Origin of the sequence: Roseobacter sp. HKCCD5988 (assembly GCF_037830355.1) — a bacterium.
Taxonomy (GTDB): Bacteria; Pseudomonadota; Alphaproteobacteria; order Rhodobacterales; family Rhodobacteraceae; genus M30B80.
In genome coordinates this window covers 362,744-378,873 of record NZ_JBBLYJ010000002.1, presented here as the reverse complement: position 1 = coordinate 378,873, position 16,130 = coordinate 362,744, and the positions used below count along the sequence as shown (strand labels likewise).

Here is a 16,130-nt window from a genome sequence, read left to right as displayed (position 1 = left end):
CTTTAAAACCAGGATTGTTGCCTCGGATGCTCTAGCACGCTTCTGTTTACAATGTATTGAGGTGTTCTCCGGTCAGCGTATGACAGAACGCTCCCGATCGCATCTCGTGCGATGTTATCGAAGCATTCATCTGTCCAGCATAATGAGTGAGATGTAGTGATCACATTGTCCATTTTGAGAAGTGGGTTCGCCATGTCTACGGGCTCTTGTTCAAAAACATCTAACCCTGCGCACGATAGATAATTTTTTTGAAGCGCCTCGATCAGATCAACTTCCTTAATCACTGGACCACGTGCCACGTTTATTAGAGCTGCAGTTCGCTTCATTCTGGACAGCTTACTCATGTCTACCAGGTGATAAGTATCCTGGTTGAGTGATGTCGCTATAATTAGGACATCACTTTTTTCAAAAAGCTCTTCAGTACTTAACTTTTCCGCGCCCAACGCACTTAGTTCTGCTACGGAGCAATTTGGGTCAGCAGCTGCTAATTTCATTTCAAAAGGTTGCGCAAGGCGAAGTATTTCTTTGCCGATGCTGCCCGCCCCGAGGACACCTAACACCTTACCAGTCAGCCCCGTGCCCATGTAATCGGCATTGTGGGACCACCCGCCGGCACGCGTCAAATTATGCTTCTCAATAATGCGATGGGTCACAGCCAACATCATAGTCATGGCCATCGTGGCAACCGGGCGGCGCACCGCATCAGGAGTATTGGTGACCATAATTCCTAAGTTGTTCATGCCATCAATATCAACTGAGTCAAAGCCCACTCCGTGGCGCGCCAGCAGGCGTAACCGACCAGTGAAGGGGCCAGTGCGTGGCGCTATTTGTGAGAATGAAACTTTCTCCAGCATTAAGTAGATTGCATTGAAATTTTCGGCATCATGCGCGTCAATTTCGGTCTTTTCTACCGGTAGGATCGTGGCATCAACGTCCGGGCGATCCATGAGTTTTTGCAAGATCTGTGGGTCGAAGCACGGTGCACCGTCACTTCCAAAAATTGAACCCGATATTCCTACCCTGAACTTTTGCACATCAATTCTCTACGGTTTTTTTACTGAGAGAATTGATGAAATTAATTCCGCTGTTTAGCTCCGCCTTGAGCAAAATGTGATCTATGCCATAGGCAATCATACGAAATCCATGCCCCCAATACTCCTCAGCGACCGCTTTGTTGACGGCCATGAAGCCTGCAAGTTTCTCATTTTTGTTGGCTGCAGATACAATCCGCGACACAGCGGCAAGATAGTCGGGGTGATCTAGTTGCCCGGGTATACCCATAGAGCTGGTTAGGTCGAAATGTCCCAGCCATAGCACGTCAATACCCTCGACGGCAGCAATTTCGTCTACGTTTTTAAGCCCTTCAGCTGTTTCGATCATGGCGATTAAAATGGTTTTTTCATTGGCGTCTGCCATGATTGCCGCCGGGGCCCTGTCTGAATAGTCGTCGTGTGCCACACCAAATGCAGTGCCGCGCTTGCCAATCGGTGGGTAGTAGGCCCGCTTTACAAGGTCTCTTGCCTGGTCAGCAGTTTCTATCATGGGTATCATCACACCATGGGCGCCTATATCTAGTGCCTGGCCGATTGTGTTCCCTTCCACCGTAGGTACCCTAACAAACGGCGCTATATCGAGCCCTCTACATGCCGCCATTTGATTTTTTAATGTCTCAAATCCAATGCCGGTGTGCTCCATGTCATACATCAGAAAATCAGCATCCGCGGACGCGGCTATCATGGGCATTCCAGTCGAGAAAAATTCGAAGACTAACATCCCAGAAAGGTGGCCTTTAGCTACTTTATTCTTTGTTACGCTTTTTTTGTTTTCTAGAACCATTGTCTCGACACCTTGTGACTAAACTAACTGTGTCTAGTGGATCACTTTAAAAGCAAGAAAATTTTAACCGCGCACCGATCCATTTTTTCGGTCAACTTCGCCAACACGCTCCTGAAACTGGCCTAAATTGAGGACTATCGGCGTAATCTCCATCTAACGAAAATTGATAGCCAGTGCGCTGTAAATTTGTCATTCTTTGATTTTTACAAGTTAAAGAAAAGGTGCATCATGATTGAAAATCCGCCTAGGTTAATCATCAAGAAGAATATTAGCCGTCCTACCAAAGCTCAGGTTGCGGCTTTTCAAAATGTACCGACCAGCTTTGTTGCAGATGCGCTAGATGGAAAAGGCGCTCTGAGTGAGAACATACAACCTCTGGGTGCAGGCCGAGACATCAAGTGTGTCGCGGCAGGACCAGCAATAACGGCTTATTCTGGTCCAGCTGACGTTTTAGCTAGCTTTGCTGTCCTGGATTTAATCGAAGGCGGCGAGATGGTGGTTGTGTCTTCTGATGCCCATCAGGGTTGCGCTGCGGCTGGCGATCGATTGATAGGAATGTACAAAAACTCTGGCTCTGCTGGATTTATAACCGATGGCCCCGTCCGCGATTATTCAGGCATCGTCGAAGTAGGTCTGCCGGTTTGGTGTACAGGCCTCACACCTGCATCTCCCTACATGTCGGGGCCCGGAACAGTTGGCTTTCCAATTCAAATTGGTGGCCAACAGGTTGAAACCGGTGACATGATTGTTGCTGACCTTGACGGAGTAGTTGTAGTTCCCTTTGCCAAGATCGATGATGTTATTCAAAAGCTGGAACGCATCAAATCTCTCGAAGCCGAGTTGGATGCGCAGGTCGCACAAGGCCTTAAAATGCCGAAGTGGTTGCCAGATTTAATGAAAGGCAGTGATGTCAGATACGAAGATTAGAAGTTCCTAAGACTTAACGCGCTGCTTTTCATTCAATGGTAGAAAACTAACTAATTTCAGCCGCGCCCCCTGCGCACCTGGGGGTTTGGTTGTACGGAAATAGGCCTCGGCTACCATGAAGCCTACCAGACCACACAGAAACTGGAATTTAAGCACAAAATGGCGCGTCGCTGGTCCAGCGGTGGATCGGTATGTGGCTCTGCGTCGAGAGTTTTTTCCGCGCTTCTTCCCATGATTTTTTCCAAGCTTTCCAGTCTGTCAGCACCTGGCCGGGATCTGCTTTGCTACGCGCAATAAATTCTGGGAAGTGTGATCTACCTGTGGGCTGCCCGGTTTTGTTGAAGCGTATATCGAAAGACCATCTGAATTTATTCGTCATGTTGTCTAGTGACGCGTGGGGCGTCAACGGATGTAGGATTAAAATGCCGCCCGACTTAACAGGCAAAGGTATTGCATTGCTCTGTTCTAAAAAGCCGTCCGCTATTGTGGTTTGTCGCTGTGGGCAATGAGGCAATAAGCTCTGTTCAGTCTTCTTTGGAATAACCTGCAGGCAGCCGTTACTGACGGTCGCGTCGTTAACGGCACACCACACAGTAACCATGTCGGTGGCGTCGGCTTCATCGTGGGCCACACCACGGTCTTGATGCCATGCCGTGTTACCAATGTGGGGACGCACCTCGTCATGGTGCAATCTTTTCGCTGGTGGTTTCAATCGAACATGTTGGATTGGGTTAGAAGTGATTTCAGGACCAATGAGATCTTCTACGATGTCAAGAAGTCGGTCAGCGGTGAGGAGTTTGAAGACGGCGGGACCAAAGTGCATGGGTGTGTTTTCACTGATCTCATCCCCTGGCAGGGAAATATCCATCGGCTGGAACCAGTCGCACCCTGCTTCATAGCAGTGCATGAGCTTGGTGTAGAAGTCTTCTTTTTTTATGCTAGCTGCAATTTTCCCCTCGGAAATCCAGCCGTCAACGAGCTCATCGAGTAGGTTTTCGTATTCTTTACGTACGGGTTCCAAGATAGTTTCTTGATCAAACACATCTTCGACCACGAGGTAGCCATTGGTGTGAAAAGATTCTTTTTGTTTATCTGTCAGCACATCAATTTCCTCCCAAGCTCAACTCACCATGCATATGAGAATTACAAACGCCCTCTGAGCTAATCAGCAGATAAAAATTTGGTCAAGTTTTTAGCGCATTAGGCTGGGCTCTCAAAAATTTTAGTAATCTTCAAGAGGGCTTCGAAGGTTCTGCCTAGCAGCTTGGCATGCGTTTTATTTGATAAAAAACTTAAAAATCTTTCCATTAGTGTGAATTTTTTTTGCCAAATAAGGAAATTAAAATAGCCATGCTGAGTGCAATCGACGGGCCAATCCCAAATGCGAATAAAAGAGTTCCGATGCCCACAATTCCACCGAGCAGCCACCCTACGGTCACCACCAAAATTTCAATAGCGCTTCGAACCCATACAATCGGTAATCCCGTAATCCTCTGAGCTCCTGTCATCAGGCCATCACGCGGCCCCGGGCCAAGATTGGCAATCAAATAAATTGCTCCACCAAATCCAGTCGTGAATACACCCAATGCGCCTTCAGCTATTTTGAAGATTGGTTCTTCAAAAACTGGGATATGTGGCAGCGCCAAATCCATCACTGAGGCTACGATGATAATGTTTAGAATGGTCCCGATGCCCGGCATTTGTCTTAGCGGGATCCACAGAAGAAGCACTGCACAGCTGACCACGAAAGTCGTCAACCCTATGCTCCAGCCGGTAAGGCGTGAAATCCCTTGAGCAAAAACCGTCCATGGGCTCACCCCTGATCCTGATGCTATGAGGAGTGTCTCCCCAAACCCAAAAATTATTAGCCCAAATATGAGCATGGCGCACGACGTAAAAGGGGGGCGCATACTAAGTGGGACCGGCGCACTCCAAAAGAGCTGTGGTATGGTTTTAATTTTGAGAAAGCTCAAGAATGCTCCGAAGTCATATCGTTTATGTTGTGAGCATGACGCTCACACATGATCGAAAGTGGCAATAAATAAATCATTTATTGAGGCAAACTATTCAATGTTTGCTGGCCGCTATCACGAGGTTCCAGATTTTCCCTGGTTATAATCTCTACAGGCACGTGAATGTTGTCACTTTGCCCGTTGATTAGGTAGTTTAGGCAAACATTTATGGCGCGCTCAGCCATCAGTCTCATATCTTGGTGAAGAATAAATTGAAAAATGCCCTCTCCTAGATGACTTCGGGTTCTGGGTGTTAGGTTGTGTGCAATGACGCAAATTTCTGAAGTTAAATTGGCCTCACTCAGGGCACGCACAATCCCTTCGTTGCCGCCACCTACATTGTACAGCCCGACCAAGCCGGGAGTGTTACGGATAATTCGGCTTAAGTTCTCGTGATTTTGTTCAGCCGTGTCATGGCCTAGCACAGTTTCAAGTATTTTAAGGTGCTTTGCGTGGCTCCTGAGATAAGAGCGAAACCCCATTTCTCGATTTTCGTGGGAACGATATAACTGGCCACCCGAAATAATTACAACTTCGCCGCCGTGAGGGCATGCTAGACCCATTAAGAGCCCCGCAGTTCGCCCCGCCGCTCGTCCGTCACTACCAACAAACCCAATAACTGGCGCATTAGGCAGGGGAGAGAGAAGACTAAGGCAAGGCACTCCTCTGTTATTAAGATAGGAGACAGCATCACGAACCCTTGGATCTTCCAGAGCTTGAAATATAACCACGTCCCACTTGCCCGAACCACAGTTGCGTAGTTTGCGAGCTAAGGCGGCAGGCTCCAGCTTGGGCGAAAATGCGCATTCGACAATGGCATTCCCCAGAGCTCCAAACTCGTTAAAACATTGGGCAAGATATTCAGTAGATAGCCCGGCCATTTCAGGCAAAATCACCTTCAAATGCCATGGCCTAGGGCTGCGCACCGTCCACGCACCACTCTCTATTGCAGATTTGGCCTGAAGAACCTTTTGTCTGGTCGTGTCCGACACATGGCTGCGTCCATGTATAACCCTATCGACAGTGGCACTGCCAACATTTGCGAGATTTGCAATTTCTTTAATACGAGCACGACCGGTCATAGGGCACTTACTACATCAAAATACATCAAATAAATCCATTCTAAGCCATACTTCACATCAAAATTCATCAAATATGAAAGTTGCAAGTGATTTTTCTTGGCTTTTGGCTGCTTCTGCGATGCTTTCGAACGGCGGATGGCAAGCACAACGGTGGAGGGTGATAATGAAAGCAGCGGTTGTTGGTCTTGGGGATATGGGCAGCGGCTTGGCTTTGAATTTGATCAAGGCTGGCTTTGAGACTTGGGGCTTTGACATTGATCAGAAGCGGATGGCTAGCTTTTCTGAGTTTGGAGGAAAACCAGCAGAAAATTTGTTCGAGTTAGGCCGCAATGTGGACGCAGCCTTCGTAATGGTGATGACTGGCGCGCAGGCCAAGGAGGTAATCTTTGGAAGAGGTGGGCTAGTGGAAGCCATGCGCAAGGGTGGAATTATTCTGATCACGGCCACGATCAAACCGCATGAGCTTGTAGAGATCGCAGAAGGATTAAAATCGACTGGGCTCGATTTGGTCGATACTCCAGTGTCAGGCGGGTTCCCGGGAGCGCAATCGGGCACACTTACAATGATGGCCGCAGCTCCTTCAGATATCCTTGATCGTGCGGTGCCAGTCATGGAGGCTGTGTCAGCCAAAATTCATCGGGTTGGGTCAGTCCCCGGACAAGGTCAGACAGTTAAGGCGTGCCTGCAGACAGTAATTGGATCGATTTTCGCAGCGAATTTTGAGGCGTGTGTTCTTGCTGCAAAGGCGGGCATTTCGGGGCAAGTGATCCACGATGTTTTCACCACATCTGGAGCTGGATGTGGCGTTACTAAGGCGGCTCTAGAGAATATAATCGACCGTAAATTCGAGGGGACGGGCAGTCACATCTCCACCATGCACAAGGATTTAACCATTTCCCTTGATTTGGCACAGCAAATGACTGTGCCGCTGCATATGGCTGCTCAAGCGATGCAAGTGTTTCATGCAGGTAAAATAAAGTACCCCAATGGAGACAATTGGGTTTGTACGCGGGTTATTGAGGAAATAGTCGGTGTAGAATTGCACCGCGATGGGGCGAGGGCCATTAGATGAAACTTGGTGTGATTTGTGACGGTATCAGCCGTGATCTCTACCATGCCGTCGATGTAATGGATGAGTTCGACTTAGAATACGCAGAATTACAATTTGTTTGGGATGCCGAGGTGGGTGATCACACGCCAGAGCAGATCAAAGAAATGGACAGTCTCTTGAGAGATCGCGGTAAGCCCGTCTCCTGCCTCTCCCGTCACATCTTTGCGGGTATGACCCAAAACAACAAACCCGGTGACACACTCCACACAACCCATATGGACGCACTTAAACGCGTCATCGACATGGCACACATTTTAGATGCGGGATTAGTACGGATCATGACGCCAAAGAAGGAGCAAATACTTTGGGGTAGTCATGGAGCAGAGCAATGGAACGTCGCGAAGGGCGCGTGGGACGCTATTCTGCCGCTGATTGCGCCAGCAATCGAGTTGGCCAGGGCTGAACGTGTCAAGTTAGTGGTTGAAACGGGTAATGGCACGATGGTTAATTCCAGTTACACGGGTCGTCGTCTGATTGATGATCTGGATGCAAAGGACGTCTTGGGCGTTCTGTGGGATCCAGCTAATAATTGCTGGTGTCACGAGGTGGCATTTCCTGATGGCTACAAGGAATTGAGCCAGGGTTACTTAGGCCACGTTCATATAAAGGACGTCCAAGTTGACACCCCAAGGGCACACCTTGAAGTGCGCCGAATGGATGAGGGACAGCTAGCGCCCTACTTTCCGAAAATTGCTAGTTCCTTACGACAAGACAGCTACCAAGGGGTAATCTCTTTTGAGAGCGTATACCACAAGGGAGACGGAGACTTTGAAGCTGGTTTCAGGAGTTGCATTGATCGCTTCAAGGCGCATTTTTCTAGCTAAGTTGTGTATTTCTTACTACAGCTGACCCTGTAAATCCATAAAGCGCTCAGGATACTGGCGAATACATTCACCAATCGCTAATGGTGATGAAGTAACAGTGTGTGCTGCTTGAACACTATAATGTTGCGCTAAAGTTTTTTCTGCGAGTTAGGGTTGATCGAGTGGCAAACGAAAGCACAGATAGCCGTTCGGGCCTCGCATTTGCTGTATCAGCTTACCTCCTTTGGGGAATACTTCCTATTTACATGAAGCTACTTGCTCATGTGCCACCGGCGGAGGTTGTCGCTCATAGAGTGGCTTGGTCTGTTCCAATAGCTGCCGCAGTTTTGATATCATTGGGTAGAGTGTCTGACCTTGTGCAAGCCTTAAGGTCGCCGAAGATGTTGTCTATGGGCCTTCTGACCGCGGCACTCATCTCTTTCAATTGGACAGTTTATGTTTGGGCGATAGCTAATGACCACGCGCTAGATGCCGCGCTAGGGTACTATATTAATCCCCTCTTTAGCGTTGCACTTGGGGCTATTTTTTTAAAAGAGCGCCCTAACTTAATTCAGCTTGTGGCAATCGGTTTTGCAGTAATTGCTGTGGTGATATTGACAGTTTCAGCGGGTAGCCTGCCTGTGGTGACAGTGGCACTTTTTGTGAGCTGGGGCATGTACGCACTAGCCAAAAAACGTTTGCCCATTGGCCCCAATCAAGGCTTCCTTTTGGAGGTCTTAGTTTTGCTGCCATTCGCCCTGGGTTACATATTTTATTTAATTTTAACTGGAGCGGGTAGCTTTCTCGTAGAGGGTCCTGTGACAACACTGCTGCTTCTGGGGTGTGGTGCGGTGACTGCTGTCCCTTTGTTGTTGTACTCCAACGGCGCTAAGCGGCTGCGTCTGACAACGATTGCTATCTTACAGTATATTGCTCCGACCATGATATTCCTGTGCGCGGTGTTCATTTTTAAGGAACCGTTTACTGGGCCTAAAGTAATTGCTTTTCCACTTATTTGGATCGCACTTGTCGTGTACACAGCGTCATTGATTAGTAGCCTTGGCAGCACAAAGTCGGGCTCAAAAATTCGCTAAAGCGAAAATATTTTTAAAGGTTAAGTACAACGCTGAACCACGCAGGCTAGATTTTGCCGCGGGTTGGAAAAAATCGACATGACTGGGTGTGCGTCTCTAGAACACTATGAAGCCAATAATGCTGGGTCAAACGGATAGGTCGAGAGATTTTCGTATCCGCACTCAGTGATGACGACCTGGTCTTCCAACTTGATCGAGAAATCCTGTCCCACTTCACTCACCAGTACCTCCACGCAGAGCGTCATGCCGGGCTGCAGAGTGTAGTCGAATGCCCCGGCGACCTCCTGGTCGGGGTAAGCCACCAACGGCCACTCGTCGCACAGTCCGACGCCGTGCATCAGGCACCCATACTTTTGGGCTTGGTATTTGTCTGCGAGGCTATGCGATTTCGCCACGAGCTCTGGGATGCTGATGCCGGGCCTCAGTAAGCTCATGTTGGTCATCATGTGCTGGTGAGCGTGCCGCATTGCCTCCACCATATCGGGGCGAGGGCGTTGATCGCCCACCCACCAGGTCCGGCTCATGTCAGTGCAGATGCCATAACTGCCGACGAGGTCAGTGTCGAAGGCTATGATTTCATTGTTCTGCACGATCCGTCCACCGCACTCCTGAAACCATGGATTGGTGCGCGGGCCCGAGGTGAGTAGGCGTGTCTCGATCCACTCACCCCCTCGGCGAATGTTTTCTGCGTGCAGCACCGCCCATATGTCGTCTTCTGAAACTCCGCCACGCGGCACCTCGGTCCGGGCAAAGTCCTCCATCTTCTGCATGGCGGTCTCGCAGGCGTGGACCGAGCAGCGCATGGCCCGTATCTCGTCGGGCCCCTTAATTGAGCGGGCCTTCTCGGTCAATTCCTCGCCCTCCATGATCTCCAGGCCCTGCGCCTCGAGCGCGCGGAGCCCGTGGATCATGATTTTGTCAACGGCGAGGCGGTGGTTTTGGCCGGCGTGCTCCTCAAGGAGGATCCTCACCTCATTGGAGAATTGATCCGCGGCCACGTCAATTTTGTCGCCGCGGTCAAAATAGAAGAGATCAGCCCCGGACCGGGCCTCGCGCACAAGTGGATTGAATTGTGACAGGAATGGCGCGTTCTTATAGTCCCACATTACCATATACCCGTCCGCACACAGCAGGACTGCGCGGAATGGGTTGTGGGTGTTCCACAACTGCATGTTGGTGCTGTCAGTCGCATAGCGAATATTGAGGGGGTCAAAGAGCAAGAGGCCGGCGTAGTCGCGCGCCTGAATTGCCTGCGTTAGGCGGAACCAACGATAACGTCGCATCTCCTGCAAATCAGGTAGAAGTAGACCCGCATCGGCCCACTCCGCATAGGCAAGTTGAGTCGGCCCAATTTCAATTCGATCTTGGTCATTGGGCGTATTGTCACCGGTGACAGCACCGCGACTGGGGTCAATCTTGCGACTGTCTCGAAAGTGATTGTTCATAACACGCCTCCCGCCTCTAGCGTTATGAAAGTTCGGCGGACGAACGCGTCAATTTGCGACCAAGTTTCGAGGATTTCTTGACGCTTTTGGATCTCTGTACCGCTACTAGTACGCTTTGTTTGTGTTATGAATGGTGTTCCGGACAAGCGATGATCGGATGTGGCTGCAACTAATAACCCCATTGAGCCAAAACTTACGCAAAGGTAGCGTGCAGTAGGCGTAATACGGTTCTTCGTAAGTGTATTGTGCCTTTGTGGTAGGGGAGTGAGTGAGCATGGATAATCAGACAGTTGCTGTCCTCGACCACGGCAAATCAAACGTCAAATTATTCATATGTAGCAAGAGTGGTGACGTCATAGATAGCCGCTCGACTCGGAATGTGTCGGTAGAATCTAAAAATTGGCGGCATACAGATCTTATCGAGCTAAACGAATGGGTGTTCTCTACACTAGCTGAATTAAATCAAAACCACTCCATTGGAGATCTCATCGTAGCGGCCCATGGGTCGGGTGGAGTGTTGGTTGAGGATCGTAATGAGGTCGTTGGCGATGGAGCCTTAGTACCTATGATCGACTATGAACAAGAGCTTCCAGAAGACATCGCTATGGCGTACGAAAATATTGAGGCCAGCTACCTAGATCGTGGTTCGGCCTTAATGATGGGTGCCAGTCACGTAGCCCGTCAGCTTTTTTGGATTGAAACTGAGCTACCTGAAGCCATTAAGCATGCTCGGTGGTTTTTATGCCTTCCACAGTACTGGGCATGGCGTTTGAGTGGTGTGGCTGTCAGTGAATTTACAATTTTAGGTGCCCAGTCTCACTTGTGGAATGTGCCTCAGTCTAGTTGGACGGAGTTAGTGCGGGATCGCAACTGGCAGAGAATATTACCACCCATGACCTCGTCTGATGCGGTGCTTGGAAAGATACGACCGGAATTGGCCCAAAAATATTCACTGCCTCTTGATATTAAAGTGCACGCGGGGATCCATGATTCATCGGCCAATTTTTATAGTTATAAATCGTTAGGCCTTGAGGAGTTCACCGTTGTGTCTACCGGCACTTGGACCGTGGCCCTCGCTGGGGGATTTGACCCGCTGCAGCTGAATGAGGCACTGGGGATGACGTGCAATTCAGATCCGTTTGGCAACCCAGTTTGTGGCGCACTGACGATGGCTGGACGTGAATATGAGACTATCGCAGGTGTCCAACCCGCCGGAGCAAGAGCCGACCTAAGTGTGATCCAGGAATTGGTATTGCAGGGGACCATGGTGCTACCGAGTTTGGGCGATGATAATGGCCAGTTTCCAGGTTCTGCGCGTTCTGGGCAGATAGTCGGTCCAAAACCAGACACACAAGAACAGCGTCTTGCCTTGGCGATCATTCACAGTGCGCTTCTTACGGTGGAGTGCGCAAACACCTTGGGACCTGATCGAACATGGATATTAGACGGGAGCTACTTGCAGGAGCCACTCTACGCAGCAATGGTAAACTCAATACGCTCCCTATCCGCGCCTAATGCGAAAACTTTTATAAATGAGGCGGCTGATGGCCTCTCAAGGGGAGCGGTCGCATTATGTTACCCATCTACAGTTTTACCACCAACGCTCGGGCATCCATCCAAACTGGATAAGGTCCAAGGTTTGAAAAAATATGTCGATGATTGGCAAAGGCTTGCAAGGGAGAGAGTTGAATGAAACCTGATGAGAAGAAACTGCGCGGCAATATGATTGAGACCTGCTTAAAGATGAATGCGCACGGTATAAATCAGGGCACATCTGGAAATCTTTCCGTACGCTATGGTGATGGATTTTTGATTACACCCTCTTCAACCCCATACGATCAAATCAGCCCTGAGGATATTGTGCAGATGGATTGGGACGGCACCTATCTTGGCCCCCGGCCGTCATCGGAGTGGCGCTTCCATCGCGATATACTAAAAACACGTGTAGACGTTGATGTTGTGTTGCACTGTCACTCCACCTTCGCCACTGCTGTGGCTTGTCACCATCGAGACATTCCGGCTTTTCACTATATCGTTGGGTTAATGGGCGGTAATACCCTTCGATGTGCCCCTTATGCGACTTTTGGCACACAAGAGCTCTCCAATGCAGCGATAGACGCCCTGGACGGCAGAATGGCGTGTCTGCTCGCGCAGCATGGTCAAATTAGCCTAGGGAAGAATGTTGACGGCGCCCTTGCAATGGCCATCGAGGTAGAGTCCCTAGCAAAAATTTACATTAACGCCTGTGCGTTTGGTGAACCGCCAGTGCTCTCCGATAATGAAATGGATCGGGTATTGGAGCAAATGAAACGCATGAGCTACGGTAGAGGGCCTGAGGCTGACGACGCACTGGATATCGCGAAACCAAGGTTGGCGTGAAATCAATGCTTATGCCGCCTCTGAGGAGGGTTTGTTAAAGACTTACACGTGCGGTTGCACGTGTGATCCAGGTCCACATTTCTTATATATCAAGTCAAAATGTTATTGATGCGTTGGCCTCCACTTATCTAAGGCCTCGAGAAATTTGTCTTTCTCGCCTTCGTGCATCGAAATGTTATTTTTTGGATATGGGAAGTTTTCGTTTGCTACCTCATTATGAAATTGTGTGAGTGCGGCGACGCGTTCCTCGTGAATTTGTTTCTGTAAGCGTCCAACATTGCCAAATGCGTGTGCATGCTTTGGCGGCCTTTCCTCTTCGCTATCTTCCCCACAAATGTCGGCAACAAAGGACATAATCACGTCCCCGGCCATGCCTGATCCCAGCGAGAACGTGACGATGGACGTCTTGTAGTTCACGGCCTCCAAAACTTCCTCTGCGATGCATTCGGCTTCGACCGCAATTACGCCCACTTCTTCGAGGCGTTTCAGATTTTCAAAAATTTTAATTGCTTCATCGGCATTGCGCCCCCAACCCCTTAAGCCACCACAGTACTGACTAAAGGTTGGGATCAACCCAATGTGGCTTTGCACCGGGATCCCCTCTCTCGACATCATTTCCAAAGCATCGAGCGAGCGCAGTGTGTAGTACATGTCGGCGCCACGGCGCATAGCCTCAAATGCGTCAGCTAGGATTTCTGCGTTCGATCCAAATTGTGCCCACCTTGAGCCCACTCGTGCGAAATGGGTCGGCGCAATTTCTCGAATGTCATCTATTTGCTCCATCCCTCCAACGAACAAGTCTATGCCTGCCTCTTTGCACGCGAGTATTTCAGCGCGGTTTGCCGGGTTGGCCATCGACAGTTTTTTGGGATTTACCTTTAGGTCTTGCAGGTCCGCGATGGTGTAATTGCGTTTCGCTGGTTTTCGGGAGAAATCATAAATGCGTTTCATATCGGGCATGCTCCTGACGGCTGCTCAACTCATCCATCAATCAGTCCAATGATTGGTGAGTTATAAGAGAGTATAAGGTATCAGGAGAAATAAAACGAATAATTAAACTTAGCGCAGGAGCCGTTGGGATTTTTCATCAGCATGGCAATGCGGGCTGATGTGCGGCTAGTGAAACGTTTTTGATTAAGCTATTGAATCGTCAACACCGCTCTACAAATGCGCGCATTCATCGTTCAACGTTTACGGTGCTCGACCGCATCTAGCCAAAGTCTATCAATTGCATCGATTACCTTTGGGTCGAAGTTACTTTTCGCTTCCCAGTATCGTCCTGAAGGGACGAAATAGTTTGCGGCTGCTTCGGCTTGCAGTGCTTTGTCCACGAAATTTTTTTTGAATTGGGTTGGTCTTAATTTTTCGAGTTCGGAGTGACAAGCTGTTGGGAATGTGAGCCGTGTTCGCTGCGCCGTAGATAAATTAACGACCGAACAGCCAGCCCGCGAGGCTAAGGCCCAAAACCTTGCTGATTTTGCCTCAAGTGATCGGAGGGTGATATCATCTCGCAATGGATCTGCTTTGCCGTGGCCATAAAAGTGAGTGGGTCCCGTATCCGGGTATACCATGTCGCATCCGATCATCGCGATCACCCGAGGCTTCAGTACTCCGAGCGCCCAGTATCCAGCAGTAAAAGCCATTGTTCCGCCGGCATACACAAAGCCACCGAATTCATTTTGCACCGGGACATACTCTCGTGCGCCAACGATACGTTGTCCTCTTTGCAGTGAATTTGGCCGTCGATTTGCGGGAAAGTCTTCGGGGTGTATCAGCCAGTCCCAATCCTCACGCACCCGCCAGGCATTGTTGATGGCAACAAAAAATTCTGAGGGTTTGCGCGGATGGTTACGTGTCTTTGTAACACTTGGCCCAGATCCCAGAATGATAACAGTGCAATCCGTCATTGTTTCTTCTTGCAATACAATCCTATTTTAAATGTTAGCTCAGCCTGGGCTAAATTCTAGAAATTGGCCCACGGTTGACGGTTTGCAGCTTACTCCTCCACAGTGAAAAGCTTTTTTTCCGACATGTTTTTGATACTCTGCTGAGGGTAGGCATCTTACGAAATCGATATCACTGTGTGTGATGATTGATTACTACAAGAGTGATCCCATCACTCGTCGAGGAGACTTAGACATGTCCACTTTGAGGATTGAGAGTGTTGATTTCTTTTACCTGTCAATGCCGCAAGTCACGGTTGCAGCTGATGGGAGCCAGGACGCATTGGTGGTCAGGGTGCGTGGGGGCGATTACGAGGGATGGGGAGAGTGTGAGGCAGCTCCATTACCGTCAATTTCTGCATTTGTCTGCCCAATCTCGCACGGCGCATGTCGTCCAGTATCTGACGCAGTGCTCGGGGCGCGGATCGAAAGCCCAAATGATATCAGAGCAATTGCCGCAAAGGTTGCTTACAACTCTATGGACCTACTGCAGGCCGCTCACACGTGGTCCGGAATTGAAATGGCCCTATGGGACTTGCTCGGCCGGGCTCGAGGCGTCCCAGTTTGGCAACTCTTAAATTGGGAGAAGGCATACGCCAAAACTCCCTACGCCTCAGTCTTGTTTGGCAGCAGCCCTGAGATAACATTGTCCCGTGCCAAAGACATAAGATCCAGTGGCTTTCGAGCCGCAAAATTTGGTTGGTCACCTTTTGGCCAGTCTGTTGAAGCTGACGCCAATCAAGTGGCAGCAGCCCGCGAAGGATTGGGTCCAGACGGCATCCTCTTGATAGATGCCGGTCAAATATTTGGTGAAGACGTGGAGGCGGCAGCGGCGCGGCTGCCAGCTATGGAGGCTGCCAATGTCATGCTATTTGAGGAGCCCTTTCACGGTCACGCATATCGTGCGTATCAGTCGCTTTCTAGCCAATGTAGCACAGTCAAAACCGCTGGCGGAGAGGCGGCACATAATCGGCACATGGCAGAGCACTTGATCGACTTTGGAGGCGTTGGCTTCATCCAAATTGATTGCGGTAGAATTGGTGGTATTGGGCCTGCGGTCGATGTGGCGCGCTATGCCGCCGAGCGAGACGTGGTCTACATAAATCACACGTTCACATCGAACCTAGCTCTGTCAGCCTCAATCCAACCTTATGCCGGCCTCCAGAACCATAAAATCTGTGAGTATCCCACCGGTTTGTCGGCGCTGGCACGCGAGCTGACGATTACTCAGATCGCCCCCAATGCCAATGGAGAGATTGAATTGCCAGATGCTCCAGGGTTGGGAATTGAGCTGAACCTCGAAGCCCTGGAAACCTATCGGGTGGATGTGGACATCCGCATTAATGGGGAGCGTGTTTTTCAGTCTCCTAGAATTTAACGTACCCCAAAGCTATGCTCTACACATTAGGAACAAATGAATTTTGGTGAGTGCAAAATCACGAAATAAAAGCAAAAAGCTGATGTCGAAAAAGATTGTGTTCTAGTGATGATAAAGACA

General features: G+C 49.6%; 15 protein-coding genes. 7 read left to right on the top strand and 8 right to left on the bottom strand.

The window, feature by feature from the left end; genetic code table 11:
- Positions 1-2 precede the first annotated feature (2 nt).
- Positions 3-947 carry a 2-hydroxyacid dehydrogenase gene (locus tag AAC636_RS09925; protein ID WP_340259957.1) on the bottom strand — a complete coding sequence of 315 codons (945 nt, stop codon included), beginning with the start codon at positions 945-947 and terminating at the stop codon, positions 3-5.
- An 88-nt stretch (positions 948-1,035) separates the two neighbouring features.
- Positions 1,036-1,836, bottom strand: a complete 801-nt coding sequence (locus AAC636_RS09920; protein ID WP_340301387.1) for an HpcH/HpaI aldolase family protein — start codon at positions 1,834-1,836, stop codon at positions 1,036-1,038.
- Positions 1,837-2,064: 228 nt separating this feature from the next.
- On the opposite strand from AAC636_RS09920, the gene AAC636_RS09915 reads away from it, so the two are divergent.
- Positions 2,065-2,763 carry an RraA family protein gene (locus tag AAC636_RS09915; protein ID WP_340259959.1) on the top strand — a complete coding sequence of 233 codons (699 nt, stop codon included), beginning with the start codon at positions 2,065-2,067 and terminating at the stop codon, positions 2,761-2,763.
- Positions 2,764-2,911: 148 nt separating this feature from the next.
- Here AAC636_RS09915 and AAC636_RS09910 read toward each other — a convergent pair whose 3' ends face one another.
- The 3 genes from AAC636_RS09910 to AAC636_RS09900 all read right to left on the bottom strand — a co-directional run bounded on the left by AAC636_RS09910 (position 2,912) and on the right by AAC636_RS09900 (position 5,857).
- On the bottom strand, positions 2,912-3,865 hold the full coding sequence (locus tag AAC636_RS09910; RefSeq protein WP_340301386.1) for a phytanoyl-CoA dioxygenase family protein: 954 nt from the start codon (positions 3,863-3,865) through the stop codon (positions 2,912-2,914).
- A 205-nt stretch (positions 3,866-4,070) separates the two neighbouring features.
- Positions 4,071-4,646, bottom strand: a complete 576-nt coding sequence (gene yczE, locus AAC636_RS09905) for a membrane protein YczE (RefSeq protein ID WP_445322571.1) — start codon at positions 4,644-4,646, stop codon at positions 4,071-4,073.
- A 167-nt stretch (positions 4,647-4,813) separates the two neighbouring features.
- Positions 4,814-5,857, bottom strand: coding sequence for a LacI family DNA-binding transcriptional regulator (locus AAC636_RS09900; protein WP_340301385.1), 1,044 nt, complete (start codon positions 5,855-5,857; stop codon positions 4,814-4,816).
- Positions 5,858-6,020: 163 nt separating this feature from the next.
- Between AAC636_RS09900 and AAC636_RS09895 the strand changes: the two genes are divergently transcribed.
- The 3 genes from AAC636_RS09895 to rarD all read left to right on the top strand — a co-directional run bounded on the left by AAC636_RS09895 (position 6,021) and on the right by rarD (position 8,865).
- Positions 6,021-6,929 (top strand): NAD(P)-dependent oxidoreductase, encoded by a 909-nt coding sequence (locus AAC636_RS09895; RefSeq protein ID WP_340259962.1) that lies wholly within the window; start codon positions 6,021-6,023, stop codon positions 6,927-6,929.
- The gene (locus AAC636_RS09890; RefSeq protein WP_340254647.1) at positions 6,926-7,792 is read left to right on the top strand and encodes a sugar phosphate isomerase/epimerase family protein; all 867 of its coding nucleotides are present in this window, start codon (positions 6,926-6,928) and stop codon (positions 7,790-7,792) included. The genes AAC636_RS09895 and AAC636_RS09890 overlap by 4 nt, the downstream gene beginning before the upstream one ends.
- A gap of 140 nt (positions 7,793-7,932) precedes the next feature.
- Entirely contained in the window at positions 7,933-8,865 is a 933-nt protein-coding gene (gene rarD / locus AAC636_RS09885; RefSeq protein ID WP_445322570.1) for an EamA family transporter RarD, read from the top strand.
- A gap of 104 nt (positions 8,866-8,969) precedes the next feature.
- On the opposite strand, the gene dddP is transcribed toward rarD, so the two are convergent.
- A complete protein-coding gene (gene dddP, locus AAC636_RS09880) occupies positions 8,970-10,310 on the bottom strand; it encodes a dimethylsulfonioproprionate lyase DddP (protein WP_340301383.1) in 1,341 nt (446 codons plus the stop codon).
- A 274-nt stretch (positions 10,311-10,584) separates the two neighbouring features.
- Between dddP and AAC636_RS09875 the strand changes: the two genes are divergently transcribed.
- Together AAC636_RS09875 and AAC636_RS09870 are read left to right on the top strand one after the other, a co-directional pair.
- Entirely contained in the window at positions 10,585-12,003 is a 1,419-nt protein-coding gene (locus AAC636_RS09875) for an FGGY family carbohydrate kinase (RefSeq protein ID WP_340301382.1), read from the top strand.
- Positions 12,000-12,689: a class II aldolase/adducin family protein gene (locus AAC636_RS09870; protein ID WP_340301381.1), complete on the top strand. Its 690-nt coding sequence runs from the start codon at positions 12,000-12,002 to the stop codon at positions 12,687-12,689. The genes AAC636_RS09875 and AAC636_RS09870 overlap by 4 nt, the downstream gene beginning before the upstream one ends.
- Before the next feature lie 102 nt (positions 12,690-12,791).
- Here the strand turns inward: AAC636_RS09870 and AAC636_RS09865 are convergent, their stop codons facing one another.
- Together AAC636_RS09865 and AAC636_RS09860 are read right to left on the bottom strand one after the other, a co-directional pair.
- On the bottom strand, positions 12,792-13,640 hold the full coding sequence (locus AAC636_RS09865; protein WP_340254662.1) for a 3-methyl-2-oxobutanoate hydroxymethyltransferase: 849 nt from the start codon (positions 13,638-13,640) through the stop codon (positions 12,792-12,794).
- Between the two features lie 233 nt (positions 13,641-13,873).
- On the bottom strand, positions 13,874-14,596 hold the full coding sequence (locus tag AAC636_RS09860; protein WP_340301380.1) for a hypothetical protein: 723 nt from the start codon (positions 14,594-14,596) through the stop codon (positions 13,874-13,876).
- A 181-nt stretch (positions 14,597-14,777) separates the two neighbouring features.
- Here AAC636_RS09860 and AAC636_RS09855 point away from each other — a divergent pair, with 181 nt between their 5' ends.
- Positions 14,778-16,010 carry a mandelate racemase/muconate lactonizing enzyme family protein gene (locus tag AAC636_RS09855; RefSeq protein ID WP_340301379.1) on the top strand — a complete coding sequence of 411 codons (1,233 nt, stop codon included), beginning with the start codon at positions 14,778-14,780 and terminating at the stop codon, positions 16,008-16,010.
- Positions 16,011-16,130 lie beyond the last annotated feature (120 nt).

Bases quoted from the DNA above. Each gene is read 5' to 3' on its own strand.
- AAC636_RS09900 (WP_340301385.1), bottom strand. From the start codon at position 5,857: ATGACCGGTCGTGCTCGTATTAAAGAAATTGCAAATCTCGCAAATGTT.
- AAC636_RS09890 (WP_340254647.1), top strand. From the start codon at position 6,926: ATGAAACTTGGTGTGATTTGTGACGGTATCAGCCGTGATCTCTACCAT.
- AAC636_RS09915 (WP_340259959.1), top strand. From the start codon at position 2,065: ATGATTGAAAATCCGCCTAGGTTAATCATCAAGAAGAATATTAGCCGT.
- AAC636_RS09860 (WP_340301380.1), bottom strand. From the start codon at position 14,596: ATGACGGATTGCACTGTTATCATTCTGGGATCTGGGCCAAGTGTTACA.
- AAC636_RS09855 (WP_340301379.1), top strand. From the start codon at position 14,778: ATGATTGATTACTACAAGAGTGATCCCATCACTCGTCGAGGAGACTTA.
- AAC636_RS09925 (WP_340259957.1), bottom strand. From the start codon at position 947: ATGGATCGCCCGGACGTTGATGCCACGATCCTACCGGTAGAAAAGACC.
- AAC636_RS09895 (WP_340259962.1), top strand. From the start codon at position 6,021: ATGAAAGCAGCGGTTGTTGGTCTTGGGGATATGGGCAGCGGCTTGGCT.
- AAC636_RS09865 (WP_340254662.1), bottom strand. From the start codon at position 13,640: ATGAAACGCATTTATGATTTCTCCCGAAAACCAGCGAAACGCAATTAC.
- AAC636_RS09870 (WP_340301381.1), top strand. From the start codon at position 12,000: ATGAAACCTGATGAGAAGAAACTGCGCGGCAATATGATTGAGACCTGC.
- dddP (WP_340301383.1), bottom strand. From the start codon at position 10,310: ATGAACAATCACTTTCGAGACAGTCGCAAGATTGACCCCAGTCGCGGT.
- AAC636_RS09920 (WP_340301387.1), bottom strand. From the start codon at position 1,836: ATGGTTCTAGAAAACAAAAAAAGCGTAACAAAGAATAAAGTAGCTAAA.
- yczE (WP_445322571.1), bottom strand. From the start codon at position 4,646: ATGCTCATATTTGGGCTAATAATTTTTGGGTTTGGGGAGACACTCCTC.
- AAC636_RS09875 (WP_340301382.1), top strand. From the start codon at position 10,585: ATGGATAATCAGACAGTTGCTGTCCTCGACCACGGCAAATCAAACGTC.